Annotated in this window: 6 protein-coding genes; all 6 read right to left on the bottom strand. The window is 62.4% G+C overall.

Annotated features, from left to right (window positions below; genetic code table 11):
- Positions 1-347: 347 nt before the first annotated feature.
- The 6 genes from DI041_RS08135 to DI041_RS21520 all read right to left on the bottom strand — a co-directional run bounded on the left by DI041_RS08135 (position 348) and on the right by DI041_RS21520 (position 19,342).
- Positions 348-2,414, bottom strand: a complete 2,067-nt coding sequence (locus tag DI041_RS08135; protein ID WP_136638397.1) for an integrase — start codon at positions 2,412-2,414, stop codon at positions 348-350.
- Entirely contained in the window at positions 2,407-3,951 is a 1,545-nt protein-coding gene (locus DI041_RS08130; RefSeq protein WP_136638396.1) for a site-specific integrase, read from the bottom strand. The genes DI041_RS08135 and DI041_RS08130 overlap by 8 nt, the downstream gene beginning before the upstream one ends.
- Complete coding sequence (locus tag DI041_RS08125; RefSeq protein ID WP_248298437.1) at positions 3,948-5,282, bottom strand: tyrosine-type recombinase/integrase; 1,335 nt, start codon at positions 5,280-5,282, stop codon at positions 3,948-3,950. The genes DI041_RS08130 and DI041_RS08125 overlap by 4 nt, the downstream gene beginning before the upstream one ends.
- Before the next feature lie 78 nt (positions 5,283-5,360).
- Complete coding sequence (locus tag DI041_RS08120; protein WP_136638395.1) at positions 5,361-5,939, bottom strand: single-stranded DNA-binding protein; 579 nt, start codon at positions 5,937-5,939, stop codon at positions 5,361-5,363.
- 192 nt (positions 5,940-6,131) lie between these two features.
- Entirely contained in the window at positions 6,132-6,680 is a 549-nt protein-coding gene (locus DI041_RS08115; protein ID WP_136638394.1) for a toxin-activating lysine-acyltransferase, read from the bottom strand.
- On the bottom strand, positions 6,677-19,342 hold the full coding sequence (locus tag DI041_RS21520) for an SPM autocatalytic domain-containing protein (protein ID WP_169050323.1): 12,666 nt from the start codon (positions 19,340-19,342) through the stop codon (positions 6,677-6,679). The genes DI041_RS08115 and DI041_RS21520 overlap by 4 nt, the downstream gene beginning before the upstream one ends.
- Positions 19,343-19,359: the final 17 nt, after the last annotated feature.

Here is a 19,359-nt window from a genome sequence, read left to right as displayed (position 1 = left end):
GCTCGCGTTGTACGACCATCTTACGAACTGCTCCAGTAGGCAGTTATTCTCGCGATAGACGCGTTCTAGTTCCGCCTCCAGCCGTAGAATTCGGTCCATAGCAATCTGCATTTCAGGGACAGCCTCGACCTTCCGCAGATGCCCCCTTTTTGCGGCTAACCCCGCCTTACGCTGTTCGAAGGCTTGCTGAATCCGAGTGTGCTTATGCAACGCTTGCCGCGTATACCGCGTAAAGAGGTGCCGCTCCACCGCGTCCAGCAGAGATTGCCAAGTCAAACGACCTGACCAGCCGTCAAGAATTCCGACAATTCTAGCGATATCTTCATCACTGAGATTCTTTGCCCTTCTCATGAAGTGGTCCCTCGCACTTCGATCGCCCATTCCATTGGCACCTGCTCTTTGTCACGTTGATCCAACAACCGGCGGGCATCCACTGCCTGCCGAACCCGAGAGGCCGGACGAATGTGAGTCAAGCGGATTAGCGCACCTGGTGGAACTTGCGGATCGTCCAGAATTGCAACAAGCTCCGACAGTCTTGATAGCGTCAGCCTTTGATGTTCAACCCAACGCGACGCGCCACATATCCCTTCAGCGTCCGCAGCTTCTGCCTCAGCTAAAAGACTACTGGTTTCGGCAAGTTTGGCACGCGTATTTGCATCACCGATTTCGTCGCCCTTGATACACACCTGCTCGTTGCAATTCGTACAGTCACGGTGCAGGGCGCAGGGCGACATGACGAAGTCGTGCACGCAGACTCCGAAATCGGTTGTGTGGGCGGCTTGGATGCCCATTTCCGTGAACTTCTCTCGAGGAATTAGGCTAACCCGGACCTGCGGCCGCGGCTCAGCCGCCAGTTCAGTCACCGACTCGCGCTGCCTTTCCTGCCGCAGCCCCACAAGCCGCGCCTGAACATCGCGATCAGAGACATGGTTGTATGAGTCATTCTGACGAACGTCATTCCGACCCGACCACTTTGCGATGTCGAGTTCACTCATGCCACCGGCCTGAGCCAAGGTATTCAGATAGTGTCTGAATTGGTGAGTACGAATGACGATTGGAGATCCGTCTGAATCGAAGTAGCCCAGATGATCGAAGACGGACTTAAATCCGTGCTCTGTACGACCACCAAGACCAGTAGAGATAAAGCTCTGATCTGGCGCCTCGATGACGCAACGTAACGTCCGCTTGGTCCGATGCAACTCATTACGCCGAACTACGCAAAGCGCTTCGCTGTACCGCAGATCAGAATCGACGTCCAACCAAGGGAACCCTCTGGGCAGGAAGCTGATGACAGAGGCCTCAACATCCGAGAACTTGACTACGATTCTGCCGCGACGCTTCTCGACAGGCACGCCATTACCCAAGCACCACGCCCTAGTGCTCGCGGGCGACACCGATTCTGCAAAAAGGACTTCGCCGAGCTCTGCAATTGACAAGTCACAGCCGCGCAGATGCTCGAGATGTGATGGGAGGAACATCGTCTTGGGATCACGTTCGTACCAGCGCGCCACGCGACGCGCCTCTGCTGATAGATCATTGAGTCTTCTCACGGCCTCGCGCACGACCGAACTCATAGATGGGACAACCCACTTGACCATGGGGTCTGCACCCTTGGAAGGCCAGAACCGCAGCCCATATGCCGGCGACGCATCCGGACGAGCTGTTGTGACCTCAGGCTCCGCTCTAAGCAGCAAAACCTCATTCACCCGATCCGGGGCTGAGCACATGATCCCCGCCGCCGACGTTATAAACAGATCAGCAGGCTCGCTCGCTGCGCGAAAGGCCAGCGCCAGGCATTCCAACGAGCGGGGGCTGGGAAGCTTAGCCTGCCGGGCAGCCTCAAACTCGTCTCCTACCCTACCGTTCGCCTCCGTCGGGCGAGGTATGGAATTGAACCAGCGCAATGGGACCGCCGCTAAGCGGTTGTCATCAATGAACGAAGCAAGCATCTCCAATTGCGAACCGACTCGATAGCCCGCAGATGGGCTGAACTTAGCCCGGATGAGTAAAGCCGCCCTATTGAAGGTCGCCGCAGTGACTGAAGCAACATTAGAAGCCCCTTGATCTTCCAGTGCAGCTGCCAACGCTCGCAGGGAGGCGAGCCGAAACCCTATACACTTCGTTGGGCGCATACCATGCTGATATCGAAGGTAGGACTTGGCGAACGAACCAAAGGGCTCGGGCATCGGGCGTGGCACACGCTCGTTAACTGAATCCCATGAGCTAAAAATAGCGCGAAACGCGCCTCGCCTAGCTTTGATCCTGACAGAATCCGCGATCTCCCATGCCATATCCTCGAAGGCGAGCTCGGCACCAAAGATGGTCAACTCATTCCGGCACAGAGCAATAAACGCAGAGACATTCCCCTCGGCATTTAGCTCACTACGCGGCTGAAAAAGAACTACTTTAGCCACAGGTTCTAGCTCCACCGAGTGAGCAACGACGCACCTTAGCCTGGCGACATTCCTCTATCACGGCCGCAACTGCGAATATGGTTCGGTCGTTGATGGAAGCGATGCGCTTATCAGAATCCCTGAGTTGCTTTTCACGCTGGTCAAGCAGGTGCTGTAGTACCGCCTCATGTGGCCCATCCATCCAAGCCTCGAAGCTGGAGCAGGTGTAACAGGCGATCGGAGCATTGAATCCGCAGAATCCGTGTGTTCCACAATCGCCCATAGGGGAACCGCTTCGATCAATACGCAGATCGATTACGCGCTTCGACGTATTCTCGCCCAATCCCTCCACAAGCGTTCCCGCGAACGCTTGGGCCAATGGAGCCATCTCCATAGCAATGGCACGATCAATGCGCTCGATGATTGCAGGCGAACTGGCCGAGTAAACGCCAACATTCTGGGTGTCTGTGTGATCGAGAAGTCGGGCGATGACCAAAGGACTGTACCCCTCTTCACCAGCTCGCGTTCCGATCGTTCTCCTGAATCGGACACCGCTAATGCTCATCGCCTTACCCGTGCGCTCGGAGACCACTGACAGGCCTTCGAGAACGGTCGTAATCGTCCGGCCAATCATGACGGCAGTCCGATGGAATTCAAATCCCTGGGCGCCCGCCTTCGAGCGCACGGAGGGAAACAGAGGGGCTTGCCCTGCATCGCCTAGGATCGAACAGAAGCGTGCGCGAACGCTCTCAGCGTACGAACTGACATGCTCACCAAACTGCTCGACAAGCGGGCGCTCTACGAACTGAGCACGCGAAAACTTTGCACCTTTCTTAGCGCTTGGCATCTGAATGGAATACTTCAGCATCCCATCAGCATCTGTTTCCACCCTAACATCGCAGACCTTTAAGGACGCGTACTGCTTGCTACGCTGACCCAATAGGATGAAAAGCCACGCAAGGGTGAAATCTGCTGTAGACACATCACCTTTTGCATATGCTTGATTGAGCGCTGATTGCAGCGCTTCTTCTTCGACATGGGTAAAAGGACCATCATGTGGATCCCATGTAAGTATAGACACACCCTTGTCATTGCCCTTGAGCCGCAATTGTTTGAGAAGCAACTCTACGTCTTCACCGACCCCTGGGTAGCCCAGCTGGACCCATTTGCGGAGAAGCCCCGCGAAGGACCCCAAGTACCATTCCGTCGACTGATGGAGGCCTGCACGGTAGTTCAGCAAATCTACGGCTGTGATGCTGGGAATTTCCTTAGGCGTAGCACGCAGGAAGTGCTGTAGCCTTTGAAACATATTCTTTAGATGATCGGGAGAGCGATTCTCTGCATACCACGTCAATACGGACTTGGCGCCATTACGCAGCACTGGCGAAGCGTTTTGCAGCTGATTGAAGTCTAGATGGATGCTATTGACACCATCGCGGTATGCCCAGATATCGGCGCTTGGATCGAACTCGATGCCCGACTTAGTGCGACTGCCTACCCATACAGTGAGTGCACGCGCCTCGCTAGCTTCTTCCTGATATCCGGGGTCATGTTTCACCTGCTCCTCCTCACTGGGCGGCTAAAGGACTTGGCTTGCATCTCCAGCGACGCTTCATTGCTTTTTCGCTGCACGTGCCTTTTCGTGTAGTGCGAAGCCATCTTCGACCTGGGCGACCAGCCCATCGTCTGGGTCCGCATTCTTTCTTCGTCTTCTGCAGCCACACCTTGGCTATCCATGAGATCAGAGAAGTCGTCGTTCCAGGTGTGCCTCAATACATGTGGGGAGAGGTCATCAGGAAGACCGGGGACCTTGCTACGCAGCTCCCTGAATAGTTTGTTGAGCGCCGGCTTTGACAGCGGCTGGCCTGTTCCCGTCGCCACGAAGAGATAGGGATGGCGGCGCGCACCTTTGATCTTTGCTCGTTCTCCCATAATGTAACCTTTGATCAAGTCCGCCAGATCAGGACCTAGTGCAAGTAAGCGACCTCGCGTTTTAACAAGCGGCGCGCTGTTTCGCGGCTCTTCTGGATTGCCGGGCCGCCGAACGATCGTCACTTCCCCTGTCCGAATGTTGACGTCACTGGCGTAGGTAGCAAGCAGCTCGCCGTTGCGAACGCCCAGAAGGAGTAGCCAGAGGAAGATGAGTTGGTTACGAACCCTGACGTGCCTGTTCTTCCAGGGGTTGTCCGCACTGTCGGGATCAATGACCTCGAGGATTCGTGCACGGACTTCCGCGTCTACCCCCTGACGGCTAGCCTGCGCGGACTGGCGGCTGGGCATTCTGGCATTGACAAGGCCTACGAATGTTTGAGTGGCCTCAAGCAAGCTCTGGCTGTGAGGATGTCCCACTTCTAGCTTCAGGCGCCGACCTGCTGTCAGCCAAGAGATGTAGTCCCGAATGTATGCCATACGGGTTCCCTTCGTGTTGGCGCTCACCTGTGCTGGCGCCTTCACCGTGGGGCGCATTCGGGCCTGTTCCAGTGTTACGACCCTAGACACTACTGCTCGGGCTGACTCATCCATCTGGCTCAGAGCGTCCAGTTCATCTTGCCGCAAACCAACCAGCTTGGTGAGCAGCTCCACCTCTCCTAGGGTAAAGAGCCGACCGTCATTGATTCGATCGTGAATGTCTATACCGAGATGACGAAACACTTGATGGGCAATCATCACAGCCCGGGCCGCGTGCTCGAGCGTGTTCGTGGCCAGGCCAGCTGCCCGGAGCTCGGTAACCAGAAATAGGTTTGGATGCCAGAGGGGGGATCCCGACTCCTTGCACAGAAGCATCGGAAGTCGCTCTCCAGACTCAAACCGAACTGTTTTCACCCTATAGCCTGCGGCCATGTTGACGTTTCCGAAAGGTAGTCGGTAAGCCAGGAAATCGGCAGCCATCGGAAAACGTTAACAACAAAAAAAGGCCCTTGGCAAATGCGCCAAGGGCCCTTGTTAACAGATATTAGAAGGTATCCTCTAGAACGGAATATCGTCATCAGCGAAGTCGTCCATCGGCGGCGCCTGCTGCGGCTGCGGGCGCTGGTTGCCACCCTGGTTGCCGTAGCCGCCGCCCTGGTTGCCGCCCTGGTTGCCATAGCCACCACCCTGGCCTCCGCGCTGGCCACCGCCGCCGCCGCCGCCGTACTCCTGGCGCGGCGCCTGCTGGCGCTGCGGGCGCTCACCGCCGCCGTAATTGCCGCCACCACCACCGCCGCCTTCACCGCGGCCGCCCAGCATCTGCATCTCGTCGGCGATGATGTCGGTGGAGTACTTCTCCACACCGTCCTGGCCGGTGTACTTGTCGTAGCGCAGGCTGCCTTCGACATACACCGAGCTGCCCTTGCGCAGGTACTCGCCGGCGATTTCGCCGAGCTTGCCGAAGAACACCACGCGGTGCCATTCGGTACGTTCCTGCTGGTTGCCATCCTTGTCCTTGCGGACGCTGGTGGTGGCCAGGCTGATGCGGGTGATCGCCATGCCACCCTGGGTGTACTTCACGTCCGGGTCGTTGCCAAGGTTGCCGACCAGGATGACTTTGTTGATGCCGCGCGCCATAGGTAAGTGATTCCATTGTCCGGGGGCTGGTGCCTGTCATAGCACACAGCCGGAGTTGCCGATACCCGGCCGCCCATGGGTGGGCACTGCCAGAAACCCGGCATTCTATCATCGAGCCCCAGCCCACCGGGCTTGCCGCTGTTCCCCCGACCGCCAGAGTGGCGGCCGGGGCGGACGTTCACCCTTCCCGGATCAGGCCGCCTGCGACGGCACGCCGCCCAGGGTCACCTTGTCACGCCGGCCGGTGGCCGGATCGGTCCGGTGCATGGACAGGCTGCGCCCCGCGAACGGCCCGGTCAGCAGATCGCCCAGCATGGCCTCGGCCAGGCCGTTGCCGGGCTGGGCGAAGGGGGTGATGAACTCGATCAGCCACAGGCGATCGCCACTGTTCCAGTCGTCCAGTTCCAGCCGCTCGCCCTGCTCCAGCTTCTGCTCGGCCTGCTCGGACAGGTTCGCCCAGATCGCAACGCCCAGCGGCAGCTGCTCCAGCGCCTGCTGGGTCAACCCGGCGAAGGCCGCACCGGCTTCCTGCATGCCCGGCAGCGGCGGCAGTGTGCCGAAACGGAACACCCGGAACTGCTCCTTCAGCAGCGGCGGCATGAACGACCATTCCAGGTCCTTGAGCTGCATCTCACGGTGCAGCGGCGATTGCGAAAGCAGCCAGACGATCTGGCCCAGAGCCTCGGCAACAGTGCGCGGTGCCCCTTCGGCGGCGGCGGTGTCTGTCGTGGAAGTGATCATGAACGGGAAATCCTGTAGTCGGGAATGGCGGTCAACAGTTCCATGGTGGCCGGATCGCGCGCGGCCGTGCTGATGCCCTGGGCATAGGGCTGGGCGTCGAACGTGGACATCGCTTCGATCATCTGGAAGCGCTTCTTCTGCGCCAGCGCCAGATTGTCATGCAAGGCTGAGCGCTGTGTAGCCGGGCCGGACGGAATGCTTTCGTCGATGGGGGCACGCTGTTCCGACCGAGCCGATTGCTGCATACGCTCGGCGGCGGTGGGCTCAACGCCACCGAAGCGATCCCGGGATTCTGCCGCCGCCAGTTCCGCCGGGGCCTGCGACAGGTCAGCTGCAGGCGCTAAGCGTGGATCGCCGCCTCGGCGGTTGACCCGGCCGGAGGCGGCATCACCGCTGCCCAGGTCACGTCCGCCCTTGCCGGCGCCACCGTTGAGATTCAAGCCGTCCCCGCCAGCGTCCTCCTCCCGCTCTCCAAATGCGAAGAACATGTCCGACAAGGCCGCCTGGGTGCCATCGGTACGGGTGTACTGACCGTTGGCGTAGGTGGTGTTGTCCGGCGATGTACCGGGCATCTGCCCGGTGCGGCGCGCATCAAGATTGATCGACGCCACGCCCGCCTGTTGCAACGTCAACAGTTCACCGATCTGGCTGATGCCATCGCGGTTCGCGTCGCGCCAGACCTGGAACTCTGCAAAGCGAGCGTCGTTGGCATCCAGGCGCCGGTCACCATTGCTGTCATAGGCAGCCAGGCCTTCAAGGTCGGAATGGGCCCCCTCCAGATCCATCGTGAACGAGATTTCGGCGCCGGAATCGATCGTGCCGTTGCGGTTGCGGTCCAGGACAAGCAGGCCATCGTGTGGCCCGACCCAGCCTGTCAGGTCACGCACGCCATCACCATTCATGTCGAAGCGTGTGGCGCTTTGCGCCCAGCCCACGGTCTCGACGCCGTCGCCATCCAAATCAAGTACGACTGGGCCCAGGCGCCCGCCCCACTGGTTGACGACAAACTTCAAAGGATCACTCCACAGGCCGGCGCTGTCCTGCGACTGGACCACGATCTCATACCAGGTATCGTAATTGACCTCCTGGAAGTAGCCAGCCCCACTTCCGCGTGGATCCCCCCAATCTCCCGAGGTCTCCGTGCGCAGTCCACCTCGGGCAACAATGCGCTGGAGAAAGATATTGTCCGAGTAGGCCGCAAGGAACCCATCACCCGAGATGGCCCGCGTGGTGGTTCCCCCATCGAAGGTGTAGGTGTCCCCGGAATAGGTGTCCCAATACTGGCCCGACGTTCCGACAAACTCAACGGCACTGGTGACAACCAGGCGTGCGAAGAAGTCCTCGGGGTCACTGGCGGACACCACTTGGACAAAGTTCCCATCCTGCCAGGTCGCAATCGTCGGACGCTCATTGACGTTCTGCACATTGATCGTCACCCAGGTGGTGCTCGACAATCCGCCACGATCGGTGACCGTCACCTGGATCTGGTGGCTCTGTGCGGATTCATAGTCCAGCTGCCCGTGCAATGCGATCTGCCCGGTGGTGGCATTGATGCCGAACAGATTGCTGGCGCCGCCGGTAATGGCAAAACGGTGGTCGCGGTTGTACCACTGGCTGTCGGGGTCGGACCAGTTGGTGAACTGGAACACGGTCTGCCCTGCGCCCGGCGACGATTCAGCCAGCGTCAGGCTCTGGCCCCAGGTTGTCGGCGCTTCATTGACGTCTTCGATGCGTACCGTGATCTCGCGGTTGCCCGACACCAGCGCGCCGTCTGTCGCACGCACCGTGACGTTGTAGTACGCCTCCAGCTGGCCGTCGCCATCGCCGTCGATCAGCTGCAGGTACGGCGCCACGGCCTCGAAATCGAAGCTGCTGACGTTGTACTTCAGCTGGTTTCCGGAAATGACGAACCAGGCAAACGGGTCGTTGATGATCTGGTACGAGGGCGCGGTTCCGTCCGGATCAGACGAGGACAGCGTGGCTACCACCTGCCCGGACACGCCGGTGTTCTCGGAGGTGAGGGCCACGTGCTGCACGACGTCCGGCGTTCGTGGTGCTTCGTTGACGTTGGACACGCCCACTTGGAACACTTGGTCGCGGGTCGCGCCGTGGGTGTCGGTCACCCTCACTGTAATTGCATGCGAAGTGGCTGCCTCGTAGTCCAGCAGCCCACCATTGGCGACGCTCAGTACACCAGCAGCAGTGATGGCAAAGCGGCCGCCGGCATTGTTGACCAGGGTGAAGGTCAGGCCGTCGGTGGCATCCTGGTCCTGGCCGCTGAACCTGCCGACCTCGGTGCCGTTGCCCGTGTTCTCGGCAATGCTGAGCGAGCGGTCGGCAGTGATACCATGAGGCGCGTCGTTGACGTCCTCCAGGCGCACGGTAATGGTGCGCGCACCTGCCGAGGTCAATCCACCGGATACCGCTTTCACCGACACCGAGTACACCACCTCCTGGCGGCCATCGCTGTCAGCATCGCTCAGTGTCATGCCGGCGGCCTTCAGCGCCTCGAAATCCAGCACCAGGCCGTCACGGAACTTCAGCTGGTTACCGACCAGAGTGAACCAGCCGCGCGAGTCTCCCTCCAGCACATAGCTGTAGCTGCCATTGCCGCCGCTGGAAGCCAGGTTGGCAATCACCACACCGCCCAACGCGGCATTTTCGGCAGCGATGGCCACCGGCTGGCTGGACACGGTCGGTATCGCCGGAGCTTCATCGACGTTGGTCACCGCCACGGTGAAGGTCTTGTCGCGGGTGAGGCCACCGGCGTCGGTCACGCGCACCACGATCTGATGCGATGTGTTGGTCTCGTAGTCGAGCAGGCTGGCATTGGCCACCGTCAGTACACCCGCCGCGGAAATCGCAAAGCGGCCACCGGCATTGTCGGTCAGGCTGAAGGTGAAGCCATCGTTGTCCGCGTCGACGCGGGCGAAGTTGCCCAGCACCGTGCCATTGGCCACCGGCGCATCCGCCGTGGATTCGACCGTGCTCAACGCGCGGTCGACCGTGATGTCGGTCGGACGCGCGTTGATGGAGACCGACAGGGTCTGCGTCTTGCTGCTGGTCAGGCCGGTGGCGGTCTCCTTGGCGATGGCGGTCACGGTCAGCGCCGCAGTGCCGGTCAGATCGGCCGACCACGTGGCCGGGCCGACCAGCGCTAGGCCGGCCAGCTGCGCCGGCGTCAGCGACCACACGCCGTTGCCCAGGTTCGTTCCCTTGTTCAGGGTCAGCCCGGTCGGAAGGTTGGAGATGCGGATCTCCAGGGTCTCCGAACCATCGGTATCGGACAACGCAGCCTGCACATCCAGGGCCAGCGTGCCACCGTCGAGGGTCGTACCGACCTGCACCGCGCGGCTGATCACCGGCGCATCGACCACCGGTTTCACGTCGAGGAAGAACACCCGCTCGGTCACCAGGCCACCCGCATCGGTGGCGACCAGCTTGATCGCTACCCGTCCGCTGGCATTGCCCTTCGGCACCAGGGTCACCGTCCGCTCGCCGTTGGCACCGGCGGTGATGGTCGGCGCGTTCATCCAGGCCACAGTGGAACTGAGATCGGTAGCGTCCAGTACGAACGCCTGTACGGTCACGCCGGATGCGGGGGTCAGGTCATCGCCCACGGTGAACTGCACGGCAACCTGTCCATCTTCGTTGATCGACTGGTCCGCCACGACGCTGACCGAGGGCAGACCGTTGCCATCCCAGTGGTGCCGCCATTGGTTCTCGAAGGACGCATCAGCATGCAGGGCCTGGTAAGCGGCTACCGTGGCGGGCTTGGTCCGGCCGGCCATCAGCGTGACCAGCGCCTCGGCGTTGATGGTACTGCTGGCATGCTCGCCGGCCAGGATGAAATCGATCTTGTAGTTGGCGCGGTCATTGGCGCTGGTCGTGGTGTACCAGCCCTTGATCGTGGTCACCACGCTGGTACCGATCACCGAGATCACCAGATCATCGCCGGTGCGGCTGAACCACAGATCATTCCGACTGATGTCGCGGTAGCCGATGACGTCGATGTCGTCGCCACTGGAATCGTAATTGCGGATCTCATCCGCACCCGAATCGCGATCGATCAGATAGACGTCACTGTCATCGCCACCGATCAGGATGTCGCTGCCGGCGCCGCCATACAGCGTATCGTTGCCGGCCTGCGCATCCAGCAGATCATCACCGTCACCACCATAGAGCGTGTCATTGCCGGCCCCCCCGTAGAGCGTGTCATTGCCGGCACCGCCCTCGATGTAGTCATCACCCGCGCTACCGGTGATGGTGTCGTTGAATGCACTGCCGATGATCCGCTCGAATGCATCTTCAAGCACGTCACCGGCCGCTGCGCCGCCATGGGTTCCCGTCGCCAGGTTCAGCACCACGCCGGCCGTTGCCGAAGCATAGGTCAGCGTATCGACACCGGACCCGCCGGAGAGTGTGTCAGCACCAGCGCCACCCTCAAGAAGGTCGTCGCCATCGCCACCGCGCAGGATGTCGTTGCCGAGGCCTCCCTTCAGCGTGTCATTGCCGATGCCACCTTCCAGCAGATCGTTGCCGGCACCGCCATCGAGAATGTCGTTGCCTGCATCGCCATACAGACGGTCATCGCCGTCTTCGCCGTACAGGTTGTCATCGCCGTCACCGCCACGCAGTTCGTCGATGCCCGCACCACCGTACAGGGTATCGCGACCGAGCTCGCCCCACAGTTTGTCGTCGCCGGCATCACCGCGCAGGGTGTCATCGCCATCGCCACCGTACAGATCGTCATTGCCACCGCCACCATTGATGGTGTCGTTGCCGCCCAACCCCTGGATCACGTCGCGGTTGGCCTGGCCGACCAGCGTTTCACCGGCTGCGGTGCCATACAGATAGTCGTCGCGGTTGACGACCGTGAACACCAGCTGCTTGCTGACACTCAGTCCAGCGCCGCCACGATCGGTTGCCGTGACTGTCACCGTCACCGTACTTCCCGCTTCATAGTCGACGATCGCGCCAGCCTTCAGGCGCAACTGGTTACCGTTGACGATCTCGAAACGGCTGTCCGAAACGCTGTAGGCCATGGTGGCGAAGTCGCTACCCGCCACGGTGTCCGGATCGGTGGCCGACAGCGTCCCCAGCAGGATCGCGGGCAGCGTGGTGCCGGTGGCCACCCGATCGGTTTCGTTGAAGCTGGTGGTTGTGGCCGCGAATGCCACCGCGGTCGGTGCTTCGTTTTCGTCTTCGATGGCATAGGTGAAGCTGAGGGTTCCGGCCGAGGCCAGCTCGCCGTCGAATGCCCTGACACTGGCGGTCAGCAGCACTTCCTTGATGCCATCGCCATCGAGGTCGACCAGAGTCGCGCCCTGCGCTGTCGCCAACGCCTCGAAGTCGATCGCAACGCCCGAACGCACGCGCACCTGTTTGCCCACCACCTCCAACAGGCCGCCCGGGTTGGTCACCAGCTGCAGGGTAGGCGTCGTGGTGTCGGGATCGCCAATCACGAAGGTGCCCACCACCGTGCCGGCCCCGGTCTTCTCGCCGGCCAGAACCGGTGCGGTGTTCGGCGGGCGGGTCGGCGTGAACGGCGCCTCGTTGATGTTGCGCACGTCGATCGTGAAATCCTTTTCGAACCACGCGCCGGCGCCGTCGGTCACGCGTACGCGGATGGTGTGCGCGGTGCCGGTCTCATAGTCCAGCTTGGTGCCATCGCGGACGCTGAGCGTGCCATCGGCCGCAATCCTGAAGCGGCCACCGCCGTCATTGATGAGGGTGAAGGTGGCCGTATCCTCTGCACCGTCCCGGTCGACATGGCCGAAGCGGCCCAACGACAGGTTGTTGGCGGCGTTCTCGTCCACCGCCAGCGGACCCGGGGCGAGGATGTCGCTGGGCACGTCATTGACCGAACGCACCACCAGGTCCACCACCTGGTCGGCGGTATTGCCGTCGGCATCGGTGACCCTGACCACGAAGCGGTCGGTGCCGTGGCGATCGGCTGCGGGGGTATACACCCAGGCACCGGTGGCTGCGTCGAGTGCAACGCTGCCCATCGTCGGCCCCTGCAGCACGGCGTAGCCGGAGATGTTGTCGTCATGATCGACGGCATTGACGTTGCCCGCCAGTGCCACGTCCTCGTCAGTCGACAGCGACTGGTTGGCCAGCTGCGGGCCGGCCTTGCCGGTGGGATGCCAATAGCGCGTCAGCTGCGCCGCAATGGCTGCCGGCAGGACGGCCGGCACCTGCGTGGAGAATTGCGCCATGGCCTGGATCAGCGGCTCGGCATGGGCCAGGAACAGCGAGCCCGCCGCTGTTGCGATCTCCCGCAGGCGACCTGCCCCGGTGTAGTAGCCGGCGATCGTAACGCTCGATCCACCGCCCAGCACGCTCACCACCAGGTCGTCACCACTGCGCTGCAACCAGACCGATTCCGGACCGGCGTCCTGCAACACCAGCCGGTTGCGACCGAGCGAATCCTCGATCCGATCCGCTCCGTCATGACCCGCGACAACATAGGTGTCGTCGCCCGCACCACCGCGCATCAGGTCGTCACCACCGTCGCCGGACAACGTGTCGTTGCCGTCTCCGCCTTCCAGCAGGTCGTCGCCTGCGCCGCCGGACAGGACATCATCGCCGGCCTCGCCGTACAACTGGTCCGCGCCCGCCTGTCCCCCCAACGTGTCGTCGCCGTCTCCGCCCCAGGCCTTGTCGTCGCCCGCGTCACCACTGATCTGATCGTTGCCCAGGCCGCCATACAGCTCATCGGCGCCGGTGCCGCCGGCCAGTACGTCCTTGCCCGCACCGCCATCCAGACGATCATCACCGTCATCGCCGGACAGCGCATCGTCGCCGTCGCCTCCCATCAGCGTATCGTTGCCGTCTCCGCCAACGAGCACGTCGTCGCCCGCCCGGCCGTCCAGCCAGTCGTTGCCCCCCAACCCGAGCAGCCGGTTGGCACGCGCGTCGCCACTGATCGTGTCACCAAAGTCAGCGGTTCCCACCACGTTCTCGACCGAGCTGACACCACCATTCAGCACGATGCTGTCACCGGTGGCGTGCCCGCCGAACAACGAGCCCGTGGCGAGATCGGCAACCAGCGCCGCGCTGGATGAGACGTAGCGGATCGTGTCTCCGTAGGCCTGCCCAGGCTGGATCGCCTGCCCCAGGCTCACACGGTCACTGCCGCCGTCCAGCACGTCCGCGCCAGCACCGCCCTCCAGCGTGTCATCGCCATCGCCACCGCTCAGCGTGTCGTTGCCGTCGCTGCCGGAAAGGACATCCTCACCCGCCCCTCCGTTGATGACGTCGGCCGCCGTACCGCCCAGGATCAGATCGTCATCGGCCGTGCCCCCCTGCGCGAGCTGGCGGAGATTGCGCAGTTCAACGGTAAGGCCATCGTTGAGCTGCGTGCGCTCAACACTGATCTGCGCGTTGCCGTCACTGCCGATCTTCACCGATCCATTCTGGGCCGCGACCACGTCCAACTGATTCTCGCCGCCGACAATGCGCAGGCGCAGATTGGACAGGCTGATGCCCTTTCCGAACGACAACAGGTCGTCGCCCGACGCGTCCTGGCGCGGCGCCTCACGCAGCAGCTGCAGGCCGTTGGCGGTGTTGCGCCAGGTCGTTCCCTGCAGGCGCCCCACCCCGTAGTTCCAGGCCGAAGCCGGCGGGATCGTGGCCTGCTGCTGCGAGAACAGGAAATCGACCTGATCGAAACTGCGGTAGGCCACCTCTCCGCTGAGGCGGTTGGTCAGGGTCAGCCGGTACGCATGCCGCCCCGCGCTATCGCCCAGGTAATCCCACGATGCCAGGTACGCGCCGGATACCTGGCCGTCCGCGCCCACCACTTCCTCCAGATCGAACGCCGCGTCCATGATCTGGTCGTCACCGTCGCCGACGTTGTACTCATACACATCGTCGCCCGCTCCACCACGCAGCAGATCGTTGCCGCCGCCACCCCGCAGGATGTTGTCGGAGGCATCACCGCCCAGGCGGTCGGCACCGCTTCCGCCGGCAAGGCCCTCGATGCCCTCATACACGTCGCCCTTGGCATGGCTGGTATTGCCGACGGTGTTGCCAAGATAGGCAACGACCGCGCTGCTGCCGGCATAGGATGCGATGTCGGTGCCCAACCCGCCAAACAGCAGATCGGCGTCGCTGCCCCCTTCCAGCGTGTCGTCGCCGCTCCCGCCGTAGAGGATGTCCGCACCGGCACCGCCCTTCAGCAGGTCCGATCCTTCATTGCCGTTGAGCAGATCATCGCCAGCACCGCCGTCGATGACATCGTCACCACCGTTGCCGGTCAGCCAGTCCTTGCCGGACGTTCCACTGATGGTGTCGTTGCCATCACTGCCGCCCAGCAGCGTCATCGCGGCAACGCCCAGGCGACCGGTGGCGGCGAACACCATGTTCTCGATGGAGCCGCCCAGCGCGTACCAGTCCTTGATCGTAAGCGTGTCTGTGGACTGCGACAGACGGCCCGCGTCGCCATCACGGCCCACGGTCAGGCGCAGATCGTTGCCGATCTGCTGCAGCAGGATGTCCTGGACGTCGATGCCCGCACCGAACTCCAGTGAATCAACGCCGGCGTTGCGCGCGATCACGCCATCCAGCGCGCCCATGTGGCGGCGCAGCACCTGTGCCTCGTCGTTCCAGTCGTTGTGGCTGATCCAGCTGGCGCCATTGAAGTACACCACGCCGTCCTTGCTGACCGTGCCATCGGCGTTGCGCACGTAGCCGTTGACGTAGCTGCCCTTCTCCCACACCAGATCCCAGTTGTCGACGTAGTCATCAAGAAGAATGTCTTCGCCATCGCCACGCTGATAGCGGAAGACATCATCGCCTTCGCCGCCCACGACCTCGTCGTTGCCGCGTCCGCCGACGACCAGATCCGAGCCGGAACCACCATATACACGGTCGTTGCCACCGTCGCCGAACACGGTGTCGTTGCCGTCGCCACCGAGCACCTGGTCGTTGCCGGAGCCGCCCATCACCCAGTCCTGGTCGCCGTCGCCGGCAACGAAATCGTCGCCGGCCCCGCCAATGCCGAAGTCATTGCCGGCCAAGCCACGGATCTCGTCATTGCCGTCACCGCCATAGATGAAGTCGGCGCCATAGGTACCGAGGATGACGTCCGATCCGGCGCTGCCGATGATGTAGGACGTCATGTCACCAATGCGGACCTCCTCACCATTGGCAAACCGCAGCCACTCCACCCGGTGGGTCGTCTCAAACCAGTCGCTGATCACCAGCTCGTCGCTGGTGGTCCTGGCACGGCCGGCCGAATCGATGAACACCAGCGAGATCACCAGGTTGTTGCCGTCCCTGCGCATGCGCAGGTTCTCGAACGCAACACCGGCGCTGAACACGATCGCATCCTCGCCGCCACGGACCGTGCCGTCGGCAAGGTAGTCGCCGCCGCCTGCCCAGCCACGTGCCAGCAGCCCCTGCTCCATCTGGCGGATGCGCCAGGCCAGCGAGTCACCGCCCTTGTTGGCCACCGACGCGCCGTCCGCCTCGTCGAAGATCACATCGCGGCCATCGCCAAATCCGAACAGGTACTGGTCCGAGCCACCGCCGCCGAACAGCGCGGCGCCATTTCCGAAGCGGTCGTCACCGGCACCACCGCTGATGATGTCGGCACCGTCGCCGCCCAGGATCCGGTCGACGCCGGCACCGCCTTCAAGCCAGTCCGCGCCACGGCCACCATAGAGGCGATCGTTGCCTGCGCCGCCGCGCAGCAGATTGCCGTTGCCGCCGTTGACGGCGATCGCCGCGGCCTCCGCTGCGGCATCGCCGGCCGCAAAGGTGATGTTGGAAACCGCGCCGGCGAACAGGACGTCGTCACCGTCCTGCCCGAGCAGCCAGTCATCCAGGCGTCCGCCGACCAGCGTGTCATTGCCGGACCCGCCGAGCAGATCATTGCCAAGGTCCCCGCCGCGGACGATATCGTCGCCGTCGCCTGCATCGATGATCGCGGCCACATCCACCTTGTGGCTGCCATTCATCGCCGCGCCGTTGACCTTGAGCGCTGCCGAAGAGGCCAGCACATTGCCTTCCAGCGAGATCTGGTCCGCCCCGCTGCTGCCGGCGATCTCATCCTTCATCGAGGTTTCGATGCTGTCGCGTATTGTTCCGGCGCGCTCATCACCGGCCATCACCGTGAACGTGCGCTCCTTGCCGTCGAGTGCCATGTAGAGATTGGCTGGCCCGATACCGATGCCGTCCACGGTGCCATCGAGGATCTCATCCATCAGCACCGAGAAACCGCCCGTCCAGTCGCTGGCGGCGCGCCGGTGCAGTCCCAGCTCGCGGGCACGTGCGAAGGTAATGGCCCAGCCTGCGGCGAAACCATCCGCCGATCCGGTCGACAGCAGGGCGTTGACCACGCTGGGATCGGCCATGTAGCGGCCATAGTCCAGGGCCACGGACAGATCGCCCACCAGCTGCGTTGAATTGAAGTCCTGTGGACGGGTGGTCGCCAGACCGTTGGACAAGGTCCGTTTGATGTAGATGTCACCGCCTGCCATCTGTGGCACCAGCGAACGCAGTGCCGCCAGGGAGCCGTAGCCGATCACCTCGGCGGCATCGCGCGTCTTGAAGACCACCGCCCCGTTGCGCCGATAGACGAAATCCTTGCCGTGGGTTCCGTATCCACCGGCAACCACGGACGCGGGATCGATCAGGCGTGAACCTGCCAGTTCCAGTACGTTGTTCAGCGTTCCGCTGACCGTCTGCGCGAAACTGATGGCCGCCATCGGGGTGGCGCCCGAGCGCTGCCAGACGCCGCTGATGGCGAACTTGCCCGAGGCCTGGTCCCAGGTCACCTCGGCGCCGGAACGCGGCTTGCCCCCGAACATCGATCCGATCACGCCGCCGAAAATGTAGCCAATGAACGCACCGATGACCGCGCCGACCGGCCCGGCCATGGACCCGAATCGCGTGCCCATCGCCGCACTGGAGGCTGCGCTGGCGGCGCCAACCATGGCACCGATGGACGCCCCCAGCGACGCGCCGATCTGCCCTGCGATGGTATCGAACTCCACCAGCTTGGAGGCCAGCTTGGTGCCCAGCCAGGTGGCCACCACCGTGCTGATGTTGAAGCTGCCCAGGTTGATGTTGCTCAGCGCTGGTACGCCGTTGGAAATGTTCTGGATGATCATCCCCAGCGCCTGCGCCGCTGCAGACTGGCCCAGCTCGCCGACCACCGTTCCCTCCAGGCCGAGGGCATGGATGAGCTCACCGGCCAGATAGGACGAAACCACGCCGGTGGCGTTGGCGCCCAGATCCAGTTCGATATCCTGGAACGCGGCATCGAATGCCTGGAACGCCGATTCGGTCACCCTCAGCTGCGCCAGCGCTTCGGCCAGATTCTCGCCAAGTGCGGAAAACACGATTGAACCGATGCTGCTGACCAGGGCGTCGTCGAACAGTACCGAACTAAGCGAGCTGCCGAAGCTTGAACCGATCGAACCGATGTTCACACCCAGATACAGCACATCGTCGGTGGTGGTCACCGTGCCATCCGCAGCGATGACGGTGTTGACCTCGATGCGGATGTTGCCGCGGGTGGTGACGTTGTCGATCTGGTCGACTTTTCCATCTCCGTTGCTGTCGATCCTCACCTGCGCGGTCTGGACATAGTCGTCCTCGTCGCTGACATCGCCGCCGGAGATCAGGAAGCGATTGTTGCCAAAGTTGCGACTGCCGCTGGTCTTCTCCTGCAGCACGCGCTCGATGCGGTCGTAGTCCCCGTCACCATCAAGATCGGTGCGGACGATCTCGATGACGTCGCCATTGATCGTCTCGCCTACGATCCTCACGCCGTCGCCCTGCGGTTCGGCGATGGTCAGGATGTAGCCGGTGGGCAGATAGCTCTGGCTCTGCCCGATGAAATCAGCCGAGGGCAGGATGAGCTCCTTGTCCGCCTTGGGCAGGAATGCGAGCGTGCCGTCGGTGCGGATGACCGCAATGTAGTCCTGTGCGGTGACCTGATGCTCCTTGTAGGCCTCGATTGACAGGGTATAGGCGGGGCCATTGTGAGCACCCACGCCTGTCACCATCACGTACTTCCCGCTCTCGGTCAGTACATAGAGATCCGGCAGGATCACAACATCGCCGAGGCGGCCACCGGCAGTCCAGGCGCCGCCCGGAACGAAATCCGATTGGCGCACATAGTGCGTGTAATGGCCCTGGATGAAGGCCTGCGCGGCCGTCGTATCCACCCCCTGACCATGCACCATCGCCATGATCATGCCGAGGCTGTCGGATGGATTCCCCACGCCAAAGCCGGCTGAACCCTTGCCAATGCCACTCATCCGGTTGATATCGAAGCCCACCGGCAGGTTGTCGCGGGTCAGGAACAGATCCATCATCTGCGTCTGCGCAAGCGCGGTTCCCAGCGAGAAGCCCGGGAAATACAGGTCGCCGAAGTTCAGTCCGATTCCCTTGGCATCTGCCAGCGCCTGTCGACCGAATGTGATGGCGTCCAACTGCTGCTGCGTTGGAATGTGCAGCGTGGCCAGGGCATCGGTAATGATGTCGCGCCAATCCACCGGGTTGGCCTGTGTTGGCCGATTGGCAACGATGAAGGAGTTGCTCGCGTCGTGATAGAGCGCCATCCCGAAATAGCCGCTCTTCTCTTCGGCGGAGGCTGAGATCACCGACCAGCCGGTGCCATCGAGCGCGACACGGATCGACATCTCGTCAAACTGCATGA

Origin of the sequence: Stenotrophomonas maltophilia (assembly GCF_004920835.1) — a bacterium.
In the GTDB taxonomy this organism is placed as follows: Bacteria; Pseudomonadota; Gammaproteobacteria; order Xanthomonadales; family Xanthomonadaceae; genus Stenotrophomonas; species Stenotrophomonas maltophilia_AQ.
This window is presented reverse-complemented; position numbering and strand designations above follow the sequence as displayed.